General features: G+C 72.5%; 21 protein-coding genes and 1 rRNA gene. 13 read left to right on the plus strand and 9 right to left on the minus strand.

Translation table 11 applies throughout. The features are described 5' to 3' along the window. Window positions 1-95 precede the first annotated feature (95 nt). Complete coding sequence (locus ABD944_RS02240) at window positions 96-1,538, plus strand: hypothetical protein (protein ID WP_345171760.1); 1,443 nt, start codon at window positions 96-98, stop codon at window positions 1,536-1,538. Continuing rightward, window positions 1,535-2,677, plus strand: coding sequence for an ARPP-2 domain-containing protein (locus ABD944_RS02245; protein ID WP_345171763.1), 1,143 nt, complete (start codon window positions 1,535-1,537; stop codon window positions 2,675-2,677). Before ABD944_RS02240 ends, ABD944_RS02245 begins: the two co-directional genes overlap by 4 nt. Here the strand turns inward: ABD944_RS02245 and ABD944_RS02250 are convergent. Next, entirely contained in the window at window positions 2,670-3,482 is an 813-nt protein-coding gene (locus ABD944_RS02250; protein ID WP_345171765.1) for a PIG-L family deacetylase, read from the minus strand. The two genes, ABD944_RS02245 and ABD944_RS02250, sit on opposite strands and share 8 nt — an antisense overlap. A gap of 55 nt (window positions 3,483-3,537) precedes the next feature. Then, window positions 3,538-4,392 carry a class II glutamine amidotransferase gene (locus tag ABD944_RS02255; RefSeq protein ID WP_345171768.1) on the minus strand — a complete coding sequence of 285 codons (855 nt, stop codon included), beginning with the start codon at window positions 4,390-4,392 and terminating at the stop codon, window positions 3,538-3,540. An 89-nt stretch (window positions 4,393-4,481) separates the two neighbouring features. Between ABD944_RS02255 and ABD944_RS02260 the strand changes: the two genes are divergently transcribed. The 3 genes from ABD944_RS02260 to ABD944_RS02270 all read left to right on the plus strand — a co-directional run bounded on the left by ABD944_RS02260 (window position 4,482) and on the right by ABD944_RS02270 (window position 6,925). Next, complete coding sequence (locus ABD944_RS02260) at window positions 4,482-4,982, plus strand: HAD domain-containing protein (RefSeq protein WP_345171770.1); 501 nt, start codon at window positions 4,482-4,484, stop codon at window positions 4,980-4,982. 87 nt (window positions 4,983-5,069) lie between these two features. Continuing rightward, complete coding sequence (locus ABD944_RS02265; protein WP_345171773.1) at window positions 5,070-6,080, plus strand: methyltransferase; 1,011 nt, start codon at window positions 5,070-5,072, stop codon at window positions 6,078-6,080. A gap of 83 nt (window positions 6,081-6,163) precedes the next feature. Next, on the plus strand, window positions 6,164-6,925 hold the full coding sequence (locus tag ABD944_RS02270; RefSeq protein WP_345171776.1) for an SDR family NAD(P)-dependent oxidoreductase: 762 nt from the start codon (window positions 6,164-6,166) through the stop codon (window positions 6,923-6,925). A gap of 3 nt (window positions 6,926-6,928) precedes the next feature. Here the strand turns inward: ABD944_RS02270 and ABD944_RS02275 are convergent, their stop codons facing one another. Together ABD944_RS02275 and ABD944_RS02280 are read right to left on the minus strand one after the other, a co-directional pair. Beyond that, window positions 6,929-7,567, minus strand: coding sequence for an NUDIX hydrolase (locus ABD944_RS02275; RefSeq protein ID WP_345171779.1), 639 nt, complete (start codon window positions 7,565-7,567; stop codon window positions 6,929-6,931). Then, entirely contained in the window at window positions 7,564-8,409 is an 846-nt protein-coding gene (locus ABD944_RS02280; protein ID WP_345171782.1) for a helix-turn-helix domain-containing protein, read from the minus strand. Before ABD944_RS02280 ends, ABD944_RS02275 begins: the two co-directional genes overlap by 4 nt. 97 nt (window positions 8,410-8,506) lie before the next feature. Between ABD944_RS02280 and ABD944_RS02285 the strand changes: the two genes are divergently transcribed. Together ABD944_RS02285 and gltX are read left to right on the plus strand one after the other, a co-directional pair. Beyond that, window positions 8,507-9,085 (plus strand): TIGR03086 family metal-binding protein, encoded by a 579-nt coding sequence (locus ABD944_RS02285; protein ID WP_345171785.1) that lies wholly within the window; start codon window positions 8,507-8,509, stop codon window positions 9,083-9,085. A gap of 62 nt (window positions 9,086-9,147) precedes the next feature. Then, window positions 9,148-10,548 carry a glutamate--tRNA ligase gene (gene gltX, locus ABD944_RS02290; protein ID WP_345171787.1) on the plus strand — a complete coding sequence of 467 codons (1,401 nt, stop codon included), beginning with the start codon at window positions 9,148-9,150 and terminating at the stop codon, window positions 10,546-10,548. 26 nt (window positions 10,549-10,574) lie between these two features. Here gltX and ABD944_RS02295 read toward each other — a convergent pair whose 3' ends face one another. Further along, on the minus strand, window positions 10,575-11,231 hold the full coding sequence (locus ABD944_RS02295) for a response regulator (RefSeq protein ID WP_345171790.1): 657 nt from the start codon (window positions 11,229-11,231) through the stop codon (window positions 10,575-10,577). Window positions 11,232-11,302: 71 nt separating this feature from the next. After that, window positions 11,303-15,544, minus strand: coding sequence for a hybrid sensor histidine kinase/response regulator (locus ABD944_RS02300; protein ID WP_345171792.1), 4,242 nt, complete (start codon window positions 15,542-15,544; stop codon window positions 11,303-11,305). A gap of 327 nt (window positions 15,545-15,871) precedes the next feature. Here ABD944_RS02300 and ABD944_RS02305 point away from each other — a divergent pair, with 327 nt between their 5' ends. Genes ABD944_RS02305 through ABD944_RS02315 form a run of 3 tightly spaced genes read left to right on the plus strand, consistent with a single transcriptional unit; the run spans window position 15,872 to window position 18,913 of the window. Further along, window positions 15,872-18,130: a SpoIIE family protein phosphatase gene (locus ABD944_RS02305; RefSeq protein WP_345171794.1), complete on the plus strand. Its 2,259-nt coding sequence runs from the start codon at window positions 15,872-15,874 to the stop codon at window positions 18,128-18,130. A gap of 43 nt (window positions 18,131-18,173) precedes the next feature. Further along, window positions 18,174-18,500, plus strand: coding sequence for an STAS domain-containing protein (locus ABD944_RS02310; protein ID WP_345171796.1), 327 nt, complete (start codon window positions 18,174-18,176; stop codon window positions 18,498-18,500). Between the two features lie 44 nt (window positions 18,501-18,544). Continuing rightward, on the plus strand, window positions 18,545-18,913 hold the full coding sequence (locus ABD944_RS02315; RefSeq protein WP_345171798.1) for an ATP-binding protein: 369 nt from the start codon (window positions 18,545-18,547) through the stop codon (window positions 18,911-18,913). A gap of 143 nt (window positions 18,914-19,056) precedes the next feature. On the opposite strand, the gene ABD944_RS02320 is transcribed toward ABD944_RS02315, so the two are convergent. Continuing rightward, window positions 19,057-20,406, minus strand: a complete 1,350-nt coding sequence (locus tag ABD944_RS02320; protein ID WP_345171800.1) for a class II 3-deoxy-7-phosphoheptulonate synthase — start codon at window positions 20,404-20,406, stop codon at window positions 19,057-19,059. A 146-nt stretch (window positions 20,407-20,552) separates the two neighbouring features. Next, complete coding sequence (locus tag ABD944_RS02325; RefSeq protein WP_345171802.1) at window positions 20,553-21,557, minus strand: sigma-70 family RNA polymerase sigma factor; 1,005 nt, start codon at window positions 21,555-21,557, stop codon at window positions 20,553-20,555. A 130-nt stretch (window positions 21,558-21,687) separates the two neighbouring features. Between ABD944_RS02325 and trxA the strand changes: the two genes are divergently transcribed. Then, window positions 21,688-22,041 carry a thioredoxin gene (gene trxA / locus ABD944_RS02330; RefSeq protein WP_345171804.1) on the plus strand — a complete coding sequence of 118 codons (354 nt, stop codon included), beginning with the start codon at window positions 21,688-21,690 and terminating at the stop codon, window positions 22,039-22,041. A 115-nt stretch (window positions 22,042-22,156) separates the two neighbouring features. Then, the gene (locus ABD944_RS02335; RefSeq protein ID WP_345171806.1) at window positions 22,157-22,990 is read left to right on the plus strand and encodes a putative RNA methyltransferase; all 834 of its coding nucleotides are present in this window, start codon (window positions 22,157-22,159) and stop codon (window positions 22,988-22,990) included. Here ABD944_RS02335 and ABD944_RS02340 read toward each other — a convergent pair. Then, window positions 22,908-23,687 (minus strand): nitroreductase family protein, encoded by a 780-nt coding sequence (locus ABD944_RS02340; RefSeq protein ID WP_345171808.1) that lies wholly within the window; start codon window positions 23,685-23,687, stop codon window positions 22,908-22,910. The two genes, ABD944_RS02335 and ABD944_RS02340, sit on opposite strands and share 83 nt — an antisense overlap. Before the next feature lie 772 nt (window positions 23,688-24,459). On the opposite strand from ABD944_RS02340, the gene ABD944_RS02345 reads away from it, so the two are divergent. Continuing rightward, window positions 24,460-24,528 (plus strand): 16S ribosomal RNA (locus ABD944_RS02345); the annotation flags it as partial.

Below are 24,528 nucleotides of genomic sequence, written 5' to 3' on the forward strand. Positions count from 1 at the left end.
ACTTCGGTGCGACTTCCGGAACTTGCCTATTAAGCGATGCTTCGCTGCTCGCGCCCCCATTCCCCGGCCGGCGCCTTCGACCGACCGGGGGAGTGATGAGCGAGACGTTCGCCGACCTCGTCGCGTGCGAGGACGTGCTGATGTTCGTGAACGCGGCGATCACGTCCACCGGGCAGCGGGAGTTCCACCACGGTTCGGGGGAGCAGCGGCTCAGCCTGGAGTTCCTGCACGAGTACATGCTGGAGAACTACCGCGACATGTACGCGGCGGTGCTCGCGCTGGACGTCAACGACCACAACGCGGCGATCATCATCCGCAATCTCCTGGTGCGCGCGGGCGACGTGGGGGTCGAGCGGCGGCGCGGCGAGGGGCGGCTGATCGCCCGGCGGCTGGAGACGCTGCCGCCGCAGCGGGTGTACCGGCTGTTCCGCGACCTGCGGCGGCTCGGCGTGAACAACCGGCGGACGCGCGCCGTCATCCGCGACTGGATGGCCGGGCGCCGCGACCCGGCCTTCGACTCCGTCAAGTACCGGACGGCGGTGAAGGACGCGGCGCGGCACGCGCATCTGCGGCTCCGGGGTGAGCAGGCGGCGTTCCTGTTCGCGCCGTCCGGCGTCAAGGCGTTCCAGACGCCCCTCTACGAGCAGTGGCGGCGGGCGCACTACGAGCAGGCCGCGATCTACGAGCTCCCGTACACGGTCGCGGAGGGCTTCGCGGCCAAGCACAAGATCCCCCGCGAGGTCTTCCTGGAGCGGATCCAGCACCGGATGACGCGGCTGGAGCGGTTGCGCCTGCAGGAGAGCGCGCGGGAGGCGAAGGTCGAGGCCGTGCGGGCCGACCTGGGCGAGATGCCGCTGACGAGGCTCGCCTCGTACGTGCTGGCGTTGCCGCTGGACGACCGGGCCCGGCGGCGAGCCGAGCTGACCCTGGCGCTGCGCACCGCCGCCCGGCGCGTGGCCGGGGCCGCGCGCGGCTCGTGGGGACGGGTCACGGCCGTTCTGGACGACAGCTACTCCTCGCTGGGCTCGGGGGAGAAGCGCAGGCGCCCGCTGGCGGTCGCGCTCGCCGCGCACTACCTGCTGGAGGCGCTCGCGAAGGAGTACACGCCGCTGTGGACGTCGGGACGCACCGACGCGCTGCTGACGTACCCGTCCGGTCCGACGCCGCTCGGCCATCGGATCATCGACGCGCTGGAGACGGCGCCCGAGCGGCTCCTCATCGTCTCCGACGGGTGGGACAACGCGCCGCCGGGACTGGCCGCGGACGTCCTGCGGGTCTGGCGGACGCGCCTGGACCCCGGGCACCGCCGCGCCCCGGGGCAGCGGGTCATGATCGTGCACCTGAACCCGGTGTACGACGCGGACGGATTCGACGTGCGGCGGCTGGCGCCGGGCGTACCGACCGCGGGCGTCCGGGACGCCGAGGACCTGCCGACGCTGGTCGAGCTGGCCCGGTTCGCCGAGGGGCGGGTCGGCCTGCCGAAGCTGCGGGCGCACCTGGCCGACCGGACCGCCCGCTTCCTCGGGGAGGGTGTATGACGACCGCGCTGGACGGGCTGGAGACGAGGCCCGCGCAGGTGTGGGGCTCGATCAGGCTCGTCCCCCTCGTCCGGGACGAGCCCGTGCCGCACCTTAGGCTGCACCGGAAGGCGTTCGAGGAGCCGGTGACCGTCGTGGACGTGGGTGACGCGGCCTATGTCTCGTTCGTGCCCCACGCCTTCGTCGCGACGTGGAGCGAGGGCGACCAGGCGCAGGCCGCCTCGTACGGGGCGCGCCTCCTGGAGCGGGACACCCGGGCGGCCCCGCCGCGCATGCCCGTGCGGTTCACGCGGCGGATGGCGAGGAAGGCGGGCAAGGACCGGCTCCGGTTCCTTCCCCTGCACCTGGCCGTCGAGGGCTATCTGGCGCTGCACTTCGGCGGTCCGGAGATCGCCTGGGAGGAGTGGTCGCGCCGGGCGGTCGCGCACGGGCTGTCGCCGCGCTGCGAGGAGACCTACCTCGGCCGGCGGGTGGGCGGCCTGGAGGACGCGCTGAGGATCTTCGAGATCCATCCCGGGCAGTGCGGCGTGCTGGTGTACGCCGCCGACGCCCTGGCCAGCGCGTTCGTCGTGCCGCACCCCGACGACTACCGGGCGCTGCACCCGACGCTGGTCGAGGACCTCTTCGGTGAGCTGATCTACATGTACGGCCTGCTGGGCGCCCCGGCGCGCGACCTGTCGGCGCCGATCGACCCCGCCGGGATCAGGACCCTGGGCGATCTGCGCGCCGCGGTGGAGATCCGCGAGGCGGAGTGGGCCGCCTTCCACGACGAGGTCATGGCCGGGCGGCTCTTCGACGAGGACGGGTCGCGCCAGAGGGTGCAGTCGCTGCACGGGTTCGAGCTGGCGCGGTTCCTGCCCTCGTTCGCGCTGGGCCGGGAGAACCACATCGGGGAGATGATCACCGGCGGGGACGGCGAGATCGCCTACCTGAAGACGTTCCGACTCTCGGAGGCGCAGGTCAGGCGCGGGTACCTCCTCAAGCGGCTGGCCGAGCACGACTGGCGGCTGGGCGCCACCGCCGCCGCTCTCGGCACCGACCGCGCGGGCCTGGCGCTGCGCCTCGAACGGGCCGGGTTCGGCTACCTGCTGCGCCAGGACGTCCTCGACCACTTCCGGGCGCAGCGCCGCGCTACCTGAGGCCCGCGAAGAGGTCGTCCTCCCGGGCCGGCGCCTCGATCCGGCTGAAGCGGCGGACGAACGCCTCCGACGAGAACGCCGCCTTCTGCATCTCCTCCGGCAGCTTCAGCAGGAAGATGTTCTCGCCCTGGCTGGCGTGCGCCAGCAGGGCGTCGCGCTTGGCCTCGAAATGGGCGGAGACCTCCAGCACGCTGGTGATCAGCTCGTCGGGGGTGCCGAAGTCCTCGGGCGGCTCGAAGCCGAGGTCCAGACCCGCGGCCCGGGCGGCCTCGAACATCTGCTTGATCCCTGACCGGGGAATGGCCGTGTAGTAGAGCTTGTCGGGAATGCCGGTCTGCTCGGCGGCGGCGAGCGCGATCCGGTGGGCCTGGATGTGGTCGGGGTGCCCGTAGCCGCCGTTCTCGTCGTAGGTGACGACCACCTGCGGCCGGTAGCGCTCCATCAGCGCGGCGAGCCGGGCGGCGGACTCCTCCAGCGGGATGTTCGCGAACGCCGCCGGGTCGTCGTTGGTCGACCAGCCGTCCATGCCGGAGTCGCGGTAGCCGAGCAGCTCCAGGTGGCCGATGTCGAGCAGGGAGGCCGACTCGCGCAGCTCGGCGAGGCGGCGCCGCGCCACCTCCTCGGCGTCGTGCCCGGGCTCGCCGGGCTTCACGCCGCCGGAGTCGTCGCCCTGCTCCCCGTTCGTGCAGGTGACCAGGACGGTGCGAACGCCCTCGGCCGCGCTGCGGGCGAGCAGGCCGCCGGTTCCCAGCACCTCGTCGTCGGGGTGGGCGTGGACGGCCATCAGCGTGAGTTCTTGCGTCATTCGGGTCTCCTCGCAGGTTCGGCCGTCCACTCTATGTCCCGGGTGTGACAGTCGATCATGCCTGCGAGGTGGACTCGGCCCCCTTCAGGTCGGCGACCGTCAGCGGGTGCGCGGGCGCGTCGAACGGGAACACCGAGGAGGCCTCCATGCCGTCCAGCACGAGCAGCTCGCCGGGGTCCAGGAGCCGCCAGCCGGGGTCGTCGTCCAGGCGCTCGCTGGCGAGGACGCACGCGGGCGTCGGCTCGCGGTGCCTGGACACCTTCACCTGGCCCTCCTCGCGCCCCGCGCCGAGGTGGCGTTCCGCGCCCGGCTCGGTCAGGTGCGGGGTGGACACCCACAACTCGTGGGTGTCGGGGTAGCGCAGCGCCCACAGCCGCCCCGACTCGGCCAAAAGGATGTTCAACGCGAAGACCGGCAACTCGGCGGCGATGCGCCGGACGGCCGCGATCAGCCCGGACGCGGTGTCGCCCTGCCGCCGGATCTCCGCGGTGATGTAGGCGAACACGTACTCCGAGTCGGTCTGCCCCTTGATCGGCGCCCGCTCGACGTCCGTGAGCCAGGAGCCGAGGACGTCGACGCCCCGCACCACCCCGTTGTGGGCGAACAGCCGGTCGTCCATGACGAAGGGGTGGGAGTTGTGGACGTCGGGCGCGCCGGTCGAGGCGTACCGGACATGGGAGATGAACGTGTGCGACACCACGTGCCGCGCCTCGGAGTTGAAGTCGGCGTCCTGGAACGCGGCGACGGGGGCGCGGTCGCGGACGGGCTCCCCGCCGAGCGAGAACCAGCCGAGACCCGTCCCGTCCGGCATCCGGCGGGACTGCGAGCGCAGGCTGTCGGGAGCGTCCAGCAGCCAGAAGGTGGCGCGGACGCGGGGTCCTCCCGTGGTCATCCCGAACAGGCGGCACATGCAGGGACGATGCCCGCTCGGCGGCGGCCTAAGACTCCGCGCGCCGAATCGCCTTCGACGGGCGGCCCGGGATGCCGTACGGTCCGTGTATGGGGTCGCCGGTGGTTCTGCTGGACGTTGACGGAGTGCTCAACCCGTTCGAGCGGCCGCACCGCGGCTTCCAGCGGCACGAGTGCTCCCCGAACGGGATGACGTACAAGCTGTGGCTCTATCCCGGGCACGGGGCTGCGCTTCTCCACCTGGCCGAGTCCACCGGCGCGGAGCTGGCCTGGGCGAGCTACTGGTGCGACAGCGCCAACGAGTGGATCGCTCCCCGCATCGGGCTTCCGGAACTGCCGTTCGTGCCGATCCCGCGGTTCCCCGGCATCACGGAGGGGCGCACGCTGGGCGCCTGGAAGGCCCGGCACGTCGCCGCGTGGGCGGAGGACCGGCCGTTCGTCTGGTTCGAGGACGAGCCGGACGCCACCGAGTGCATCGCGGGGGAGCCGGACGTCGCCGACCACCTGCTCGTGGAGATCGACCCGCTGACCGGCCTGACCGACGACCACGTCGAGGCCGCCGCGGCCTGGCTGCGCGCCCGCACCGGCTGATCGCGGGCGCGGGCGAGGTTCCAAACGTCCAATACATCCCTTCCGGGGGCCTCCTAGCGTCGTGGAGGACAAGGAAGGGAGTCGACCATGCCCAGATCACCACTGATGGACCTGGCCTTCGGGTTCATGCCGGCGCAGATGATCCACGTCGCCGCCGAGCTCGGGGTGGCGGACGCGTTCACCGAAGGCAGGCCGAGTTCGAGCACCGAGCTGGCGGAGGCGACCGGCGCCCACGCGCCGTCCCTGCACCGGCTGCTGCGCGGCCTCGCCGGCCTCGGCGTCGTGGAGCAGAAGGAGCCGGACCTGTTCGCGCTGACGGAGGAGGGGCGGCGGCTGCGCGCGGACGCCCCCGACTCGATCCGCTCGCTGATCAGGCTGTTCTGCGGCCCGCAGGTGTGGCGGACGTGGGGCGACATGGCCGAGACGGTCCGCACGGGCGAGTACGCGTGGGAGCGGGTGACGGGCAGCACGCCGTTCGAGTACTTCGCCTCGGACGCCGAACTGTCGGCGACGTTCAACCGGGCGATGGCCGAGCACACCCGCGACGTCGCCCCGGCGTTCATCGAGGCGCACGACTTCGCCCGCTACGGGACGGTCGCCGATCTCGGCGGCGGGGACGGCACGCTGCTCGCCGCGATCCTGCGGGCCCACCCCGGCCTGCGCGGCGTCCTGTTCGACCTGCCGACGGGGCTGGCCGACGCGTCCGGCCCCCTGGCCGACGTCGCCGACCGGGCCGAGATCGTGCCGGGCGACTTCTTCGAGGCCGTCCCCGCGGGCCCCGGCGCCTACGTGCTCAAGAGCGTCATCCACGACTGGGACGACGAGAAGGCCGCCGCGATCCTGCGGAACTGCCGGGCCGCGATGGGCCCGGACGACCGGGTGCTGCTCCTGGAGCAGGTCATGCCGGAGATGGCCGCGCCGGAGACGGCGGGCATCGTCCGCAACGACCTCAACATGCTCGTGGCGACCGGCGGGCGGGAACGCACCGAGGCCGAGTTCCGGGAGCTGCTGGACGGCGCGGGGCTCACGGCCGTCTCGCTGACCGGGCCGCTGCGTGAGACCGCGTACCACGTCATCGAGGCGGCGGTCGCGGACTAGCTCATGTCAGGGGCCGCTTACGGCGCGGGCGCGCGGCCGTGCAGGATGGGAGCGCCGCAAGCAACCCGACGAAGGAGTGTCGCGTGAGTTCTCTCGACGGCCGCACGGCCCTGGTCACCGGAGGAAGCCGGGGAATCGGCCGGGCCATCGCCCTGGCGCTGGCAGCGGACGGCGCCAGGGTCGCCGTCGCCTACCGGCGCGACGACGAGGCCGCGCGCAAGACGGTCGCCGACATCGAGGCCGCGGGGGCCTGGGGCCGCGCGTTCCGCGCCTCGGTCGACGACCTCGACCAGTGCCGTTCCCTGGCCGCGCGGGTGGAGGCGGAGCTGGGCGAGCTGGACATCCTCGTGCACAGCGCCGGGATCGCCAGCCGCGGCAACAGCGTCGCCGACACCGACCCCGCCGAGCTGGAGCGGGTCATGCGCGTGCACGCGTTCGGCCCGCACCACCTCAGCCAGGCGCTGATCCCGCTGATGAGGCGCGCCGAGCGCAGCGACATGGTCTTCGTCTCGAGCGTCGCCACGGACCTGATGCCGCCGTTCGGCGGCCCCTACGCGATGGGCAAGGCGGCGATGGAGGCGCTCGCCCGGGTGGTCGCGAAGGAGGAGCGCGGCAACGGCATGCACGTCAACGTCGTCGCGCCCGGCCTGGTGGACACCGAGATGGGCCGCCGTCTGGTCAGGGCGACGGCCGGCATCGAGGACATCCGGCAGCAGGACGCCGCGTCCCCCTACGGTCACGTGTGCACGCCCGAAGAGGTCGCCGACGTGGTCCGGTTCCTCGTCTCGGACGCCGCGTCCTACGTGACCGGGCAGCGCGTCGTCGTGGACGGCGGGACGTTCTGACGCTCAGTGGCGCGTCCAGTCGGGCTGGGCGAAGTCGGCGACCCGGGCCGGCCGGCCGAGCAGCACCACCTCGCGGAACTGCCACAGCATCGCGCCGGTGGGGGCGTGGACACGCCACCCGGGGCCCAGCCACATCTGCAGCAGACGCCCGCCGCCCGGCTGCGGGACCCAGACGGGGGTGGCGTCGTCGGCGAGTCTGCGCAGGGTCGTGTGATGGACGGAGTGGACCTCGTCCGGGCTCGGCGCGAGCGGGCCCGGGTCGTCCAGCGCCACCACGACCGGTGTGATCGCGAAGCCCGAGGCGGCGGGGAAGTCGTCGAGCCTGCCGAGGACGTCGGCGGGGCCGGCGGCCAGGCCGATCTCCTCGTGCAGTTCGCGCAGCGCCGCCTGCTCGGGGGTCTCGCCGTCCTCCAGACGGCCGCCCGGCAGCCCCCACTGGCCCGCGTTCCGGCCCCGAAGGGCGCGCTTGATGAGGATCACCGACGGGACGCCGTCGTGCTCGACCGCGCACAGCACCACCCCGGCGCGGCGCAGGCCGGGCGCGTCGGGGACGGTGGTGTGCTCGAACGAGCCGAGCCGTCCGGCGGCGAGCGTCCGGAACGCGGCGAGGTCGTCGAAGGGGCCGGAAAAGGGGACGCTCATGCGTCGATCCTGCCAGGCCCCGCGCCCGCCTCCCGCGCGTACCGGCCGGGCGAGGTACCCACGGCGGCCGTGAAGTCGCGGGTGAAATGCGCCTGGTCGGCGTAGCCGAGTTCGGCCGCCAGCTCCGCCCAGTCGACCCCCGCTCCGGACGCGGCCCGCTCGGCGGCCTCCTGCATCCGGAACCGCCGGATCACCCACTTCGGGCCGGCGCCCACGTACTCGTGGAACAGGCGCTGCAGGCTGCGCGGGCTCAGCCCGACCTCCTCGGCCAGCTCGCCGACCCGCACCAGGCCCGGCCGCGACGCGATCCGCTCGACGACCGCGGCGGCCTTGGCGGCGGACGGGTCGGGCTCGGGCGCACGGGCGGACAGGAACGCCGCGAGCAGGTCGACCGCCGCGTGCGCGTCGGCGGTCGCGAACACCTCCCCGGCGAGGTTCAGGCCCTCCTCGCCGAAGACCTCGTCCACCCCCGGGAACCGGCCGGTCAACGTGGACACCGGCGCGTCCATGAACGGCCTGAACCCGCCGGGCCGGAAGGCGGCCCCCACCACGCGCCCCTCGCCGTGGATCTCCTCGACGAAGTCGTCCCGCACGACGCCCGCGATCCGCGCCCGCGTCGTCCCGGCGGTCAGGTAGCTGGTGAACGTGACGTGGACCGACGGGCGCGTGAGGATCCGCTGGCGGTGTGGCGGGCGTCCCCGAAGGTCCCAGCGCAGCACCCAGAAGTTCGCGACGAACGGCGCGAGCGCGGCGGGCGGTTCGAGCCGCTCGATCCGGAACCGCTCCAGGCCCGTCCGCGCGTGCAGGATGCCCCGCGTCCCGCCGGGTAGGGGTCCTTCCACCGGCCCAGGCTAATCGGTGTCGCGTTTGTTCAAGACCGGCGCCGCCGACTCGTCCTAACGTGCAGGTGTGTTCGAACGGACGAGCGAGGAAGAGACCATGGATATCCGGAGCCAGATGACGCCCGCCGCGGAGGCCGCGGCGCGGATCGTCCTGGAGGTCCCCGAAGAGAGGATGGACGCGCCCACACCCTGCCCGGACTGGGACGTGCGGGCCCTTCTCAACCATCTGATCTTCTGGAGCGCGCGGGGCGAGACCGCCGCGCGCAAGGCGCCGCCCGCCGGACCGGGGGAGGACCACGACTTCACCGCCGAACCCGGCTGGGCCGAGCGCTTCGCGGAGCAGGCCCGCCGGACCGCCGAGGCATGGCAGGACCCGGCCGCCTGGGAGGGGAACACCAGCCTCACCGGCAACAAGGAGGGCATGCCCGCAGGGTTCATCGCCGGGATCGTCTTCGGCGAGTGCGTCCTGCACGGCTGGGACCTCGCCGTCGCCGCCGGCCGCGAGCCCGCCTTCCCGGAGCCGGTGCTCCAGGCCGCCTGGCAGCAGGTCGCCTCCACGGCCGAGATCAGCCGCCAGTACGGCGCGCTCGGTCCCGAGGTCGCCGTGCCGGACGACGCGTCGCTGCTCGACCGCCTCCTCGGGCTGTCCGGCCGCGACCCGTACTGGAAGCCCTGAAACCCGGGCCCGCGCGCGGGTCCCGGCGCGAGCGGGGCCCCGCGCGCTCTACGCTGGTAGGCATGTCTTCGACCTCTTCGATCCGCGTACGTTTCGCCCCGTCACCGACCGGCATGTTCCATGTCGGCGGCGCCCGTTCGGCGCTGTTCAACTGGGCGATGGCCGCCCAGTCGGGCGGGACGCTCGTGCTGCGGATCGAGGACACCGACGCCTCCCGCAACAGCCCCGAATGGACCGAGGGCATCATCCGCGCCCTGGCGTGGCTCGGGATGGACGGCGGGCAGTACGAAGGCCCCTACTTCCAGTCCGCCAACGCCGACAAGCACGCCGAGGCCGTCCACACGCTGAAGGACGCCGGGCGCGCCTACTACTGCGACTGCTCCCGCGAGGCCGTCATCGCCCGGACCGGCGACCAGCACAAGGGCTACGACGGCTTCTGCCGCGACCGCGGCCTGGAGGCGGGTCCCGGACGCGCCCTCCGGTTCCGCACCCCCGACGAGGGGCAGACCACCGTCGTCGACCTGCTGCGCGGCAAGCCGGTCTTCGACAACGCCGTCCTTGAGGACTTCGTCATCGCCCGCGCCGACGGGTCCGTCACGTTCCTGCTGGCCAACGCGGTCGACGACATGAGCCAGGGCATCACCCACGTGGTGCGCGGCGAGGAGCACCTGTCCAACGCGCCCAAGCAGCAGCTGCTGTGGGAGGCGCTCGGCGCGGAGCCCCCGGTGTGGGCGCACGTGCCCGTCATCGTCAACGAGAAGCGGCAGAAGCTGTCCAAGCGCCGCGACAAGGTCGCCCTGGAGGACTACCGCGCCGAGGGCTACCTCGCCGAGGCCATGCGCAACTACCTGATGCTCCTCGGCTGGGCGCCGTCCGACGACCGCGAGATCGTCCCCTGGGACGTGATGGTCGACGAGTTCCGCATCGAGGACGTCAACACCTCGCCCGCCTTCTTCGACGTCAAGAAGCTCCGCGCGATCAACGGCGAGTACATCCGGGCCCTGGCGCCCGAGAAGTTCATCGCCGAGTGCCTGCCGTTCCTGCAGGAGGCGCCCTTCGACGTCGACGTCGCGGTGTTCGCCGAGCTGGCTCCGCTCGCGCAGACCCGCGTCGCGCTGCTGTCGGAGATCGTCCAGATGATCGACTTCGCGTTCCTGGACGAGCCGCCGTCCGACGAGCAGTCCTGGAACAAGGCCATGAAGGAGCCCGCCGCCGCGATCCTCGCCGCCGCCGAGGCCGCCTACCAGGACGCGCCGTGGAACGCCGCCGAGCTGAAGGACCGGCTGGAGCGGGTCGGCGCCGAGCACGGGCTCAAGCTCGGCAAGACCCAGGCGCCCGTCCGCGTCGCCGTCACCGGCCGCACCGTGGGGCTGCCGCTGTTCGAGTCCCTGGAGATCCTGGGCCGCGACCGAACCCTCGCCCGCATCGCCGCCGCCCGCGCCCGGCTGGAGGCCGGCGCCTAGCCGCCCCCGCGGCGGCCGCGAAGCGGTCAGTCCGCGGTGGGCGCCTGCCCGTCCAGGGCCTCGCGGAGGAGCATGAGCCTGTGGCTGAGCTCCTCGTACTCGTCGCGCAGCGTGGCCGGGAGGTGCTTGCCGAGCACCTCCGCCTGCTCCTCCACCGAGGCCAGCCGGTCGCCCGCGGCGCGGTCGGCGGGCGCCTCCTGCGGCGCCTCCGCGGGCCGCGCCTTGAGCAGGGCCGTCTGGTCCCTCAGCAGGGCGGCCTGCTCGCGCAGCAGCGCCGTCTGGTCGCGGAGCTGCTTGTTCTTGTTGTGCAGCTCCACGAACACCGAGACCTTGGCCCGCAGCACCCACGGGTCGAACGGCTTGGAGATGAAGTCGACCGCGCCCGCCGCGTAGCCACGGAAGGCGTAGTCGGGGTCGCTGTTCACCGCCGTGAGGAAGATGATCGGCAGGTCGCGGGTCTTCTTGCGGCGCTTGATGTCGCGGGCCGTCTCGAACCCGTCCATGCCCGGCATGACGACGTCCAGCAGGATGACCGCGTACTCCTCGGTGAGCAGCGCCTTCAGCGCGTCCTCACCGGACCGCGCCCGGACCAGGTCCTGATCGAGCGAGCTGAGGATGGCCTCCAGCGCGATCAGGTTCTCCTCGCGGTCGTCCACGAGCAGGATCTTGGCCTTGTCGTCCACGCGCGTCTCTCCGATCCCGGTCCCCGCCAGCGCCGCACCCCCACGGCGACCCTACTGTCCGGCTCCTCTCCTCAGCGGACGATGGAGGGCTGCAGCCAGTTCCTCATGACGTCAAGGAGATGGTCCACGTCCACGGGCTTCGGCACGTAGTCCGACGCGCCCGAGGCGAGGCTCTTCTCCCGGTCCTCCTTCATCACCTTGGCCGTGATGACGATGATCGGCAACTCGGCGAACTGCGGCATCTCCCTGATCGCGGCCGTGGTGGCGTAACCGTCCAGGCCCGGCATCATGATGTCCATCAGCACGACCGCCACGTCGGGGTTGCGGTGCAGGACGTCGATCCCGGCCTGCCCGTCCTCGGCGTAGAGGACCTCCATGCCGTAGCCCTCCAGGACGCTGGTGAGCGCGAACACGTTCCGCACGTCGTCGTCGACGATCAGGACCTTGCGGCCCGACAGGACGGTGTCGAGGAAGTCCGTGGGCGGCTCCTGCAGCATCCCGTTCAGCGCCTGCTCGGACTTGCCGGCGCGCTGCGCGCCGGGCGGGCGCTGCTCCACCGGCAGCGCGCCCTCCGCGGCCGGGCCCCCGCCGCCGCCGTTGCCCTGGGGGCCGGCGGAGATCGCCCCGGGCGCGGCCTCCGCCCCCGCGGCGACCGCCTCGTCCGGCAGCGCCGAGCGGCGCCGGCCGTCGCGGTCGCTGTACTGGGCGGGCAGGTAGAGCGTGAACACGCTGCCGCGGCCCGGCTGGCTCTCGGCGTGGATCTCCCCGCCCAGCAGCCGCGCGATGTTCCGGCTGATCGACAGGCCGAGCCCGGTGCCGCCGTAGCGGCGGCTCGTGGTCCCGTCCGCCTGCTGGAACGGCTCGAAGATCTCCTGGAGCTTGTCGGCGCTCACGCCGATCCCGGTGTCGATCACGCGGAACGCGATCACGTCGGGGGTGTTCCACAGCGCGGGCAGCGTGAAGTCGATGTCGCCGGCCCGCTCGATCAGCAGCCGCACCTCGCCCTCGGCGGTGAACTTCACCGCGTTCGACAGCAGGTTCCGCAGCACCTGCTGGAGCCGCTGCTCGTCGGTGTTGAGGGCGGCCGGGACGTCCGGCGCGACCTCCACCCCGAACTGCAGGCCCTTGTCGACCGACAGCGGGCGGAACGTGGCGTCGACGTAGTCGACCAGCGCCGACACCGAGAGCCGCTGCGGATGCGCCTCCATCTTCCCGGCCTCGACCTTCGCCAGGTCCAGGATGTCGTTGATCAGCTCCAGCAGGTCGGTGCCGGACTCGTGGATCGTCCGGGCGAACTCCACCTGCTTGTCGGTGAGGTTGCCGTCCTGGTTCTCCGACAGGAGCTTGGCCAGCACCAGCAGGCTGTTCAGCGGCGTGCGCAGCTCGTGCGACATGTTCGCCAGGAACTCCGACTTGTACCGGGAGGAGATCGCGAGCTGCTCGGCGCGCTCCTCCAGCGTCCGCCTGGCCTGCTCGATCTGGAAGTTCTGGATCTCGATCGCGCGGTTCTGCTGGGCCAGCAGCGCCGCCTTCTCCTCCAGCTCGGTGTTGGAGTGCCGGAGCTCGCCCTGCTGGCGCTGCAGCTCGTCCGAGCGCTCCTGCAGCTCCTGCGCGAGCCGCTGCGACTCGCCGAGCAGCGCCTCGGTGCGGGTGTTGGCCCGGATCGCGTTGAGCGTGACCCCGATCGTCTCGATCAGCTGGCTGAAGAACGCCAGGTGGACGTCGGTGAACCGGCCGAACGAGGCGAGCTCGATCGCGCCGAGCACCTCGTCCTCGAACACGATCGGCAGCACGATGATGTTGACCGGGGACGCCTCGCCGAGACCCGATCCGATCTTGACGTAGTCGGCGGGGGCGTCGGCGATCAGCAGCGGCCGGCGCTCCTGCGCCGCCTGCCCGACGAGGCCCTCACCGAGACCGAACCGGACCGCCCCGCCGCGGTGCCGCCGCGTCCCGTACCCGGCGATCAGGGCGAGGTCGGTGTCCTCGCCCGCGCTCTCGGCCAGGTAGAACGCGCCGTACTGGGCGCTGGCGGTCGGCGTCAGCTCACGCATGATCAGGTCGGCGACCTGCTGGAGGTCGCGGTGGCCCTGCATGAGCCCGCCGATCCGCGCCAGGTTGGTCTTGAGCCAGTCCTGCTCCTCGTTGGCGCGGGTCGTCTCGCGCAGCGTCGCGACCATCAGGTTGACGTTGTCGCTCAGCTCGGCGACCTCGCCGCGCGCCTCGACGGTGATCGTCCGGGTCAGGTCGCCGGTGGCGACCGCGCTCGCGACCTCCCCGATCGCGCGGACCTGGGTGGTGAGGTTGCCGGCCAGCTCGTTGACGCTCTCGGTGAGCCGCTTCCACGTGCCCGAGACGCCCTCGACCTCCGCCTGACCGCCGAGACGGCCCTCGATGCCGACCTCCCGGGCCACGCGGGTGACCTCGGAGGCGAACGACGACAACGTGTCGACCATCGTGTTCAGCGTGGTCTTCAGTTCGAGGATCTCGCCCTGGGCGTCCACGTCGATGCGCCGCGTCAGGTCGCCGTGCGCGACCGCGGTCGCGACCTGCGCGATGTTGCGGACCTGGTAGGTCAGGTTGGACGCCATGCCGTTGACGTTGTCGGTCAGGTCCTTCCACATGCCGCCCGCGCCGGGCACCCGGGCCTGGCCGCCGAGGCGGCCCTCGGTGCCGACCTCGCGGGCCACGCGGCTGACCTCGTCGGCGAACGCCGACAGCGTGTCGACCATCGTGTTGAGGGTGGTCTTCAGCTGGAGGATCTCGCCCTGCGCGTCGACCTCGATCTTGCGGGTCAGGTCGCCCTGCGCCACCGCCGTGGTGACCTGCGCGATGCCGCGCACCTGGTTGGTGAGGTTGTTCGCCATCGAGTTGACGTTGTCGGTCAGGTCGAGCCAGACCCCGCCCGCGCCGGGCACGATCGCCTGGCCGCCGAGCCGCCCCTCCGTGCCGACCTCCCGCGCGACGCGGGTCACCTCGGAGGCGAAGGCCGACAGCGTGTCGACCATCGCGTTCACGGTGTCCTTGAGCTCCAGGATCTCGCCCTGCGCGTCGACCGTGATCTTCTTGCCGAGGTCGCCCTCGGCGACGGCGGTCGTGACCTGCGCGATGTTGCGGACCTGGTAGGTCAGGTTGGACGCCATGCCGTTGACGTTGTTGGTCAGGTCCTTCCACACGCCGCTCACGCCGGGCACCCGGGCCTGGCCGCCGAGGCGGCCCTCGGTGCCGACCTCGCGGGCCACGCGGGTGACCTCGTCGGCGAAGGCCGAGAGGGTGTCGACCATGGTGTTCACGGTGTTCTTGAGCTGCAGGATCTCGCCCTGCGCGTCGACGGTGATCTTCTTGCCGAGGTCGCCCTCGGCGACGGCGGTGGTGACCTGGGCGATGTTGCGGACCTGGTAGGTCAGGTTGTTCGCCATCGCGTTGACGTTGTCGGTCAGGTTCTTCCAGACGCCGCTGACGCCCGGCACGTTCGCCTGGCCGCCCAGCTGCCCCTCCGTGCCGACCTCGCGCGCCACGCGGGTGACCTCGCCGGCGAACGCCGACAGCTGGTCGACCATCGTGTTCACGGTGAGCTTCAGCTCCTGCAGCTCACCGGTCGCCTCGACCGTGACCTTGCGGGTCAGGTCGCCGCGCGCCACCGCCGTGGTGACCTCGGCGATGTCGCGGACCTGCGAGGTCAGCCGCGACGCCATCACGTTCACCGACGCGGTCACGTCCCGCCAGCGGCCGGTCATGCCGCGGGCGGGCGCCTGGCCGCCGAGCCGCCCCTCGGTGCCCACCTCGCGGGCGAACTGGGTGACCTCCCAGGTGAACTGGTCGAGCAGCTCGACCATGCCGTTGACCGACTTGGCCATGCGCAGGAGCTCCCCGCGCATCGGCCTGCCGCGCACCCGCAGCTCCACCCGCTGGCTGAGGTCGCCGGCCGCGACCGCCTCCACCACCTGGCTCATCCCGGTGGCGAGGTCGGTGAGCTTGTCGATGATCGCGTTCGCGTCCTCCACGGCGCCCGCCCAGGTGCCCCGCAACGTCCCCGGCGTCAGGCGTCCCCGCAGCTGGCCCTCCCGGCCGATCTCCCTCCGGACGCGGCTCAGGCCCGAGGCCAACTCCATGCCGTTCTCCCGGATCTCCTCCAGGACGGCGGCGGCCTCCGCCACGGCCCCCTCGCCCGGCACGTCCAGCTCCGACCTCGCCTTGCCGTCCCGGACGGCGACCAGCGCCTTCAGGAGCGGTTCGAGGTCCGCGTCGCTGTAACGCGGGGTGGTGTCGCGGTACCCGCCGCTCGGGCGGGCACGTGACGCGGTACGCGGCATGCTCTTCATCCTCCTGGCCCGCGATTCGTCGATTATCCGGATACCACGGACTCCTGGCTGCTCTAGGGGCCTCATCGGCCGCACCTGTACTCTACGTCGCCGCGCGGCGGCGGACTTTCTTCCGCGTGGTTCCGCCGCCCGGGCGGGACCGGGGGCGCGTCCTCCCTCGTAGCCTTCGTGTTACGGTCTGTCGTGTTGTGGCGGGATCGTGAAGGCCCAGGCCGGACGCGTTCCGGGGCGGGTTCGCGGCTCTCGGTGCCGGGCGGCCGAGCAGTCTGCCACGATAGCCAGGCCCGGGTAGAAAACGCTTCGAACGAGGGACGACAGTTGGATCGGCAGACGGCGACGGCCACCTTCCCGTCCGCCGCGGCGGCGGTGGCGGACGCGCGCCGGTTCGTCCGCAAGGTGCTGGCCGACTGGGGTCTGGACGAGGTGGCCGACGACGCCGTCCTCGCGACGAGCGAGCTCGCCACCAACGCGATCGCCTACGCGGGGACCTCGTTCGAGGTCTCCTGCCGCCTGGCGGGCGGGAACGTCGAGATCGAGGTCCGCGACCGCCACCCCACCCGGGGCATCGAGATGCCGGGCGTCACCGCCTCCAGCGGGCGCGGCCTGCCGTCCATCGCCCGCCTCGCCGACTCCTGGGGCGTCTCCTACGACCGCCGCACCAAGGGCGTCTGGTTCCGGCTGCCCCGGCCCGGCGCCGCCGGCGCCGCGGTGCCGGCCGAGGGCGCGGCCGCGGAGGGCGCGGAGGCCGCTTTCACCGCCGACATCGCCGGAACCGGCTCCCTGCGGGACGAACTCCCCACCCGGGCCCGCGACGCGGCCGAGCAGGCGCGCGAGGGGCCCGGCGCCGGCGGGCAGGCCCGGGAGAGCCGGCTCGCGGGCGGCACGGGCGAGATCCCCGCGGCCGGCGACCGGCTCCTGCGCTCTCCGGCGGCCGTGGAGGCCATGGAGGACGGGGTCGCCGCCGCGCGGGAGCTCCTCGGCGCCGAGGGCGCCGCCGTCCTGCTGACCGAACGCGACGGACGGCTGATCATGGGCTCGGCGGCCGGGACCGCCGCCGAGATGCCGCTCGGCGAGCTGTCGGTCTCCTCCCTCACCCCCGCCGCCCGCGCCGGCTCCGCCTGGGTCGCCGCGGACGCCTCCGACCCGATCGCGGCGGCGCTGCGGGCCTCCTCGCTGGCCGCCGCCCCGCTGGAGTCGCAGGGCCGCCTGACAGGCCTGATCGTCGCCGTCTCGTCCCTGTCCGGCCGCTTCGGCGAGGCCGACGGCGCCCGCCTCGGCCGGCTCGCCGACGAGATGTCGCTCTCCCTGGAGAAGGCCAGGGTCGGCGAGTTGGAACGATCCTGGCGCGGCTGGCTGAGCTTCGTCGCCGAGGCCAGCGACCTGCTCGCCGGCACCCTCGACCAGGAGCGCACGATGGCGCTGGTCGCCCAGCTCGTCGTGCCGCGCCTGGCCACCTGGTGCGCCGTCTACACCGTCACCGAGGCCGAGCCCGACCGGCTCGCCTACGTGTGGCACGCCGACGAGGAGCGCTCCGACGGCCTGCGCGACCTGCTCGAACACGCGGGCGCCGCCCCGCCCACCGACGCCCCCGGGCCCTGGAACGGGCTCGCCGCCGCGCCCGGGGAGGTCCGGGCCGCCGCCGGCGACACCGCCACCGACCAGGTCTACGCCTTCCCCCTGATCGCCCGCGGCCGGCGCATCGGCACCATCGTGATCGGCCGCCCGGCCGGCGACCGCTTCCCGCGCAGCGCGATCGAGCTGGCCGAGGAGCTGAGCCGCCGCGCCGCCCTCGCCGTCGACAACGCGCGCCTGTTCTCCGCCCAGACCGCCATGAGCAGCGCCCTGCAGCGCAGCCTCCTGCCACCCGGCATCCCCGAGATCCCCGGCCTGGAGGTGGCGGTGGTCTACGAGCCCGCCGGGGAGGGCAGCGAGGTCGGCGGCGACTTCTACGACGTCTTCGCGAGCGGCCGCCGGCCCGGCGGCGCGGCCCCCGCGACCCGCTGGCGGTTCGCCATCGGCGACGTGTGCGGCACCGGCCCCGAGGCCGCCGCCGTCACCGGCCTGGCCCGGCACGCGCTGCGCATCCTCGCCGCCGAGGACCTGTCCGTCCCGGCCGTCCTCGCCCGGCTCAACCGGCTCATCCTCGGCGAGGGCGAGCGCGGGCGGCTGCTCACCCTGCTGCACGGCGAGATCGCGGCCCGCCGGCGCCGCGACGGCGTGACGATCAAACTGACGAGCGCGGGGCACCCGCCCCCGCTGGTGCTCGATCCGGAGGGCGGCGTCCGCGAGGCCGCCTCGCCCCAGCCGCTGCTGGGCGTCTTCGACGGCGTGGAGTTCACCACCGACACCGTCGAGCTGCGGCGCGGAGAGGTTCTGCTCTGCGTGACCGACGGCGTCACCGAGCGGCGCTCCGGCAACCGGCTGCTCGGCGACGGGCACGGCCTGGAGCGGCTTCTCGCAGGCTGCACCGGTCTGAGCGCCGGGGCGGTGGCGGCGCGCATCCAGCGCGCCGTCCGCGACTTCGGCCCGGAGCCGTCGAACGACGACGTTGCCCTCATCGTTCTGCGGGCGTCATGATGGAGACCAACAATCGGTAAGGTGGGGTGGCGTGGGGCTTGCCTTGCACACGACACGACAGGAAGGCCGTGCGACGATCGCCGCGCGCGGCTCGATAGACCTGCACTCCTCCGACGAGCTGCGCGCTCGGCTGACCGAGCTCGTGGACGCGGGCGAGCGGTCGGTCGTCGTCGACCTCGCGGCGGTCGACTTCTGTGACTCCTCCGGCCTGAACGTTCTCGTCCGCGCGTACAAGCACGCGCGTGCGCAGAACGCCACGCTCACCGTCACCGGGGCCTACGGCCGCGTCGAGAACGTGCTGCGCACGACGGGGCTCGACCGTTTCCTCATGGAGGATCCGGTGGAGGAGGCTCCGGCCGATGGGCGGTGAAGGGACACGATGAAGAACGGCGAGCGGGCGGAGTGACCGACCCGATGACCGAGACCACGCTGCGCGCGGCGCCCCAGACCGAGGCGGTCGAGTACGCCAGGCGACTCGCGGCCCGCACGATGCGCACTTGGGCGCTCATGGACCGTGAGGAGCTCGTCACGGCGATCGTGGCCGAGCTCGTCGCCAACGCCGTCCGGCACGCCGGGACGGCCCTGGAGCTGCGGCTGCTGCGCGGCAGCGGCCGGATCCGCGTCGAGGTCCGCGACCGCGCGTCCCAGCTGCCCCGGCTGACCGTGCCCGGCCCCCTGGACGAGTCGCACCGCGGCCTGTTCATCGTCGACCGCTTCGCCAACTCCTGGGGCGCCGACCCGGTGACCGGCGGAAAGGTCGTGTGGGCCGAGGTCGACATCTGACAGGTCGACATCTGGCACGGCGGTGGCCGGCAGACCGACGTCCCGCACGCGTCCCGCCTGGAACGCGCTTTCCGCACGGGGTCTGACCGGCAGCGCGCCCGCCGCACACGGCGGGCGAGCGCGCTCCCGGTCAGAGAAGCCGGTCAGACCGACTTGCGGTACAGCTCCGCGACCATGAAGGCCAGGTCCAGCGACTGGCCCCGGTTGAGCCGGGGGTCGCAGGCCGTCTCGTAGCGCTGGTGCAGGTCGGCCTCGGCGAGCCCCTGGCCGCCGCCCACGCACTCGGTCACGTCGTCGCCGGTGAACTCGATGTGGATGCCGCCCGGGTGGGTGCCGAGGGCCCGGTGGACCTCGAAGAACCCGGCCACCTCGTCGAGCACGTCGTCCAACCGCCGGGTCTTGTGCCCGCTCGGCGCCTCGAACGTGTTGCCGTGCATCGGGTCGCAGATCCACGCGACCGGGGCCCCGCTCTGGTGGACCTTCTCGATCAGCGGCGGCAGAGCGTCGCGGATGCGGTCGGCGCCCATTCGGGTGATGAAGGTGAGCCGGCCGGGCTCGCGCTCCGGGTTCAGCCTCTCCATCAGGGCCAGCGCGTCGTCGGCGGAGGTCGTCGGGCCGAGCTTCACGCCGATCGGGTTGCGGATGTGGCGCAGGAACTCCACGTGCGCCCCGTCCAGCTGCCGGGTCCGCTCGCCGATCCACAGGAAGTGCGCCGAAACGTCGTAGGGCAGGCCGCTCAGATGGTCGATGCGGGTCAGCGCGCGCTCGTACTCCAGCAGCAGCGCCTCGTGGCTGGAGTAGAACTCCACCCCGTGGAACTCGTCGGGGTTCGCCCCGCACGCCTTCATGAACGTCAGCGCCCGGTCGATCTCGCCCGCCAGCTGCTCGTAGCGACGGCCCGCCGGGCTCTGGGCGACGAAGTCCTGGTTCCAGGCGTGCACCTGGCGCAGGTCGGCGTAGCCGCCCTTGGTGAACGCCCGGCACAGGTTCAGCGTCACCGCCGAGCAGTGGTAGGCCTTGAGCAGGCGATGCGGGTCGTTGCGGCGGGAGTCCGCGTCGAAGGCGAAGCCGTTGACCGCGTCGCCCCGGTAGGCGGGCAGCTCCACGCCGCCGCGGGTCTCCACGGGCTTGGAGCGCGGCTTGGCGTACTGGCCCGCCATCCGGCCGATCTTCACGACGGGAACGCTCGCCGCGTAGGTGAGGACGACCGCCATCTGCAGCAGCGTCTTCAGCTTGTTCTTGACCGCGTCGGCGTTCGACCCCTCGAACGTCTCGGCGCAGTCGCCGCCCTGCAGGACGAACGCCTCACCGCGGGCGACGTCCGCGAGCTGTGCCTTCAACTGGTCGCATTCGCCCGCGAACACGAGCGGCGGCTGGGCCGCCAGCTCGGCGGCGACTTCGCCTACCTCGGCCGGATCGTCCCAATCGGGCTGCTGGAGAGCGGGGAGGGCGCGCCACGCGTCGAGGTCCCCGATGACGGCGGAATTACTCACCCTGAAAGGCTATGGCACGGCCCGCCCTGCGTGGACGGAAAGGCCCGCGCGCCGGGGGGCTCGCGGGCCCTGACGCGTGCTGGCGGCCCCGTTCGCCGGGCCGCCGGTCGCCGATCGTGCGGCGGGACGCCGCTCGGACCGCCCGGTCAGGCCGCCCGGGACCCGGCCGCGGCCGGCTCCCGCGCGGTGCCGTGGCCGCCCGCGAGCGCCCGGCGGCCGCTCAGGTCCGTCTCGCCGGCCAGCTGGCGCAGCCGTCGCAGCGAGCGGTCGGTGATCTGCCGGACGCGGTTGTGGCTCAGCCCGTAGCGGGCGCCGATCTGCGCGTACGACAGCGGCTGCCCGCTGTCCATCCCGAACCGGGCCCGCAGGATCGCGGACTCGCGCTCGGGAAGCCGGTCCAGCAGCCGTCCGAGGCCCTCGATGTCGTCCAGCGCGAGGATCTCCGCCTCCGGGGTAACGGCGTCGGGATCCTCCAGCAGGTCGCCCATGGGCGTCTCGCCGGCGTCGTCGACGGTCGCGTCCAGGCTCGCCGGGTCGCGCCGCCAACGCAGCAGCTCGTCGACATGCTCGGCCTCGGCGCCGACGGCACCAGCGAGCTCCTCGCGGGTGGGTTCCCTGCCGAGCTCGCGGCTGAGCTGGCGCTCCGCGCGCCGCAGCCGGGACAACTCCTCCTCCACATGGACGGGCAGGCGGATCGTGCGGGCGGTGTGGCTCAGCCCACGGCCGATCGCCTGCCGGATCCACCAGGTGGCGTAGGTGGAGAACTTGAAGCCGCGGCGGTAGTCGAACTTCTCCACCGCGCGCATCAGCCCCAGGTTCCCCTCCTGGATGAGGTCGATGAGGGGCAACGAGTCGGTCGGGTACTTCCGGGCTATCGAGACGACCAGCCGCAGGTTGGCCTCGACGAAGCGCTGCTTCGCGCACAGCCCCGCCGCGGCCAGCTCCGCCAGCTCCTCGCGGGACGCGCCCTCGGGCACCGTCCCCTCCTCGAGCAGCTGTTCGGCGTACAGGCCCCCTTCGATCGCCTTGGCCAGATCGACCTCCTCCTGCGCGTCGAGCAGGGGAGTACGGCCGATCCGGTCGAGGTACGCCCCGACAAGATCCTTGTCGGGGACTTCGACCCTGTCGCCCTTGGTACGGGTTCCAGCCATCCTGACCCTTCTCCGGTGCGATCTCCCTAGGAGGAGAACGCCAATTACCGCTCTGTGATTCCCAGGTGGGGAATACTGCGAGGCTGTAAGCCGCTCTACGTCGTGATACCCCGACTGAGGAGAAACCGACATGGCGACGGTCACACTGACCGCTGAGAACTTCGACGAGGTGGCTCAGGGCGACGGCATCGTGCTGGTCGACTTCTGGGCGGAGTGGTGCGGCCCCTGCAAGAGGTTCGCGCCCGTGTTCGAGCGGTCGGCGGACAAGCACGGGGACATCGTCTTCGGCAAGGTGGACACCGACGCCGAGGCCGAGCTGTCGGAGCGCTTCGGCATCCGGTCCATCCCCACGCTGATGGCGATCCGCGACGGCATGATCGTGTTCGCGGAGCCGGGCGCGCTGCCCGAGTCGGTGCTGGAGAACGTGATCGAGCAGGTCCGCGGCCTCGACATGGAGGACGTCCGCCGGCGCGCGAAGGCCTGACCCGCGGCCCGCCGGGTTGCGCGCACGAGGCGCGCGGCGGGCGCCGCGGAGGCGCGTGGGCAAAGAAGCGGACGCCGCCGCCCCTTCACCGGCCGGCATGGTCGATGATGGACGGATGCTCGCCGATGTCGTCCGATACCTGGTGTGCCCCGTGTGCGGAGCCGACCTCGAACTGGCCGACCGCCGCCTGGCCTGCCCGGGCGGGCATGCTTTCGACGTCGCGCGACAGGGATATGCGAACCTCCTGCCGGGCAACGCCCGTCCGGGGACGGCCGACACACCGGAGATGGTCCGCGCCCGGGACGAGTTCCTGACGGCCGGCCACTTCGCGGTTCTCGCGGATCGGCTGGCCTGGAGCGTTTCTCGCGCCGCTCCCTCTTTCGTCCTCGACGCGGGAGCCGGGACGGGGCACTATCTCAGCCGCATCCTCGACCGGGCGCCGGACGCCGTCGGCCTGGCCCTGGACATCTCCAAGCACGCCGCCCGGCGCGCCGCGAAGGCGCACCCGCGCTGCGGCGCCGTCGTCGCGGACCTCTGGCGTCCGTTCCCGCTGCGCGACGGCGCGGCCGACATCGTCGTCAACGTGTTCGCCCCGCGCAACGCGACCGAGTTCCACCGCGTGCTCCGAGACGACGGGCTGCTACTGACGGTCACTCCGTCACCCCGGCATCTCGGAACACTCGTGGAGCCCCTCGGTCTGCTCTCGATCGACAAGCACAAGACCGAGCGCATGGACACCGCGCTCTCCGGCTACTTCAAGCTGGACTCGCGCCAGGAGCTCGAAACCGAGACCGTCCTGACGCACGGCGAGGTGATCACGCTCGTCGGCATGGGGCCGAGCGCGCACCACGTCCCGCCGGAGCAGCTCAGGGAACGGCTGGACACGCTGCCCGAGCCGCTGACGGCGCCGCTGTCGTTCGTCCTGTCCACCTACCGGCGGCTGGAGTAGGAGCGTCCCCGGCCTGCGTGATCTCCAGCAGCACCTGCGGGGTCTCGCCCGGCTCCGTCACCTCCTCGACGCCCGGCACGTCGAGCGCCTCGTAGCCGAACGACGCGGTGAGCGAGCGGGCCACCGCGCTCAGCAGGAGGCGCTGGAGAGCCTGGCCGGCACGGAGCCATTCGGCGGGGGAGTCCCCTCGCGTGGTCAGCACCGCCCGCTGTCCCGCCGAGTGAGGCGCCGGGGGAAGCCGCCGAAGCGCGGCGCCTTCGAGCCTCGCCTCCCCGGCCAGCTCGTCGACGACGGGAGACGGAGGGCAGGCGCCCGCGGCGGACGGATCGCCACGGAACGGCCGGAGCGTCGCGGCGTAGAGGAGCCGCTCTTCGCGGGACACACGGTGCCGTCCGGCCAGGCGCACGGAGGCGAGGACGGATGGACGTCCGGCATCGGGAAGCAGCCGGACGACAGCCTCGTGACCGAGCTGCGCCGCCGCCAGACGCAGGTTCACCAGCGCGGCGCCGCTGCTGAGGTGGAGGCCCCGCCCCGCCGGATCGTTCTTCGGCCGGAACCTGTCAGGGTCGGCGTGCACCTCGATCAGCCCGGACACGACCTTGAACCGCCAGGCATGGACGTCATGGACCGTGGGCCCCATCGTCGCGGCGACCACGAGGCGCTCCGCCGAGGCGCGGGCGGCGGCGGGCACGTTCACGGGCGTTCCTCCTGACCTCGGGCGACAACCGACCCGGGAGCCACCGCCAGCCCCAGGGGACATTTCGCCGGGGGAGAGCGGTCAGGGCACGGTACCCCACTGTGACCCGAAGCACGTAGTGCGTGAATGGCGAGGTCAGCGCACCCTATGGTGGGGGCTGGTGAACAAGGGGCCGGGTTCACGGGCCCCGCGATTTGACGGTCCCGGTGAGGCGTCTTAATGTCTTCCTCGCCCCAAGGGGACGCGGGACGCCGAGAGGCGGCCGGCCCTGGGGAGCAGGTCGCTGAAAATGGTTCGAGCGCCGCTCGGACTGTTGTAAGATGGCTTGCACAGCCCACAACGGGATGCAGGACGCCGCAAGGTGGCCGGCCCGCAGGGCGCCTCCCACGGAACGATCTCTCCGAGTCTCTGGCTTGGTGTCGTGTCGTCGCGTGGGGGACGGGCACACCTTCGACGGTCAAAAAGATCTTCGCAGATCGGCTTGACAGCGAGGATGAGTCTGGTAAGTTAGCAGGGTTGCCCCGGAGCCGGGGTCCGCGAGAGCGGGGTTCGGCGCGGTGGGTGTCCGTTTCTTGAGAACTCAACAGCGTGTTAAAAGCCAGTGCCTTTATCGGCCCGGTCTTTTTCGACCGGGTCGCCCCGTGCCATCTCTTCGGGGATGGTGGGGATTTCTTTGAGGCAATGCTGTCCCTCTTTGCGGGGGATGGTGATGCCGGGATTGTTTCCTGAGGTTTGGCTGGTCGGGGTTCGCCCCCTGGCTGGTCGTTGGACCTTGATGGAGAGTTTGATCCTGGCTCAGGACGAACGCTGGCGGCGTGCTTAACACATGCAAGTCGAGCGG

The sequence above is a fragment of the Actinomadura verrucosospora genome (assembly GCF_039540335.1).
GTDB classification, from domain to species: domain Bacteria; phylum Actinomycetota; class Actinomycetes; order Streptosporangiales; family Streptosporangiaceae; genus Spirillospora; species Spirillospora verrucosospora.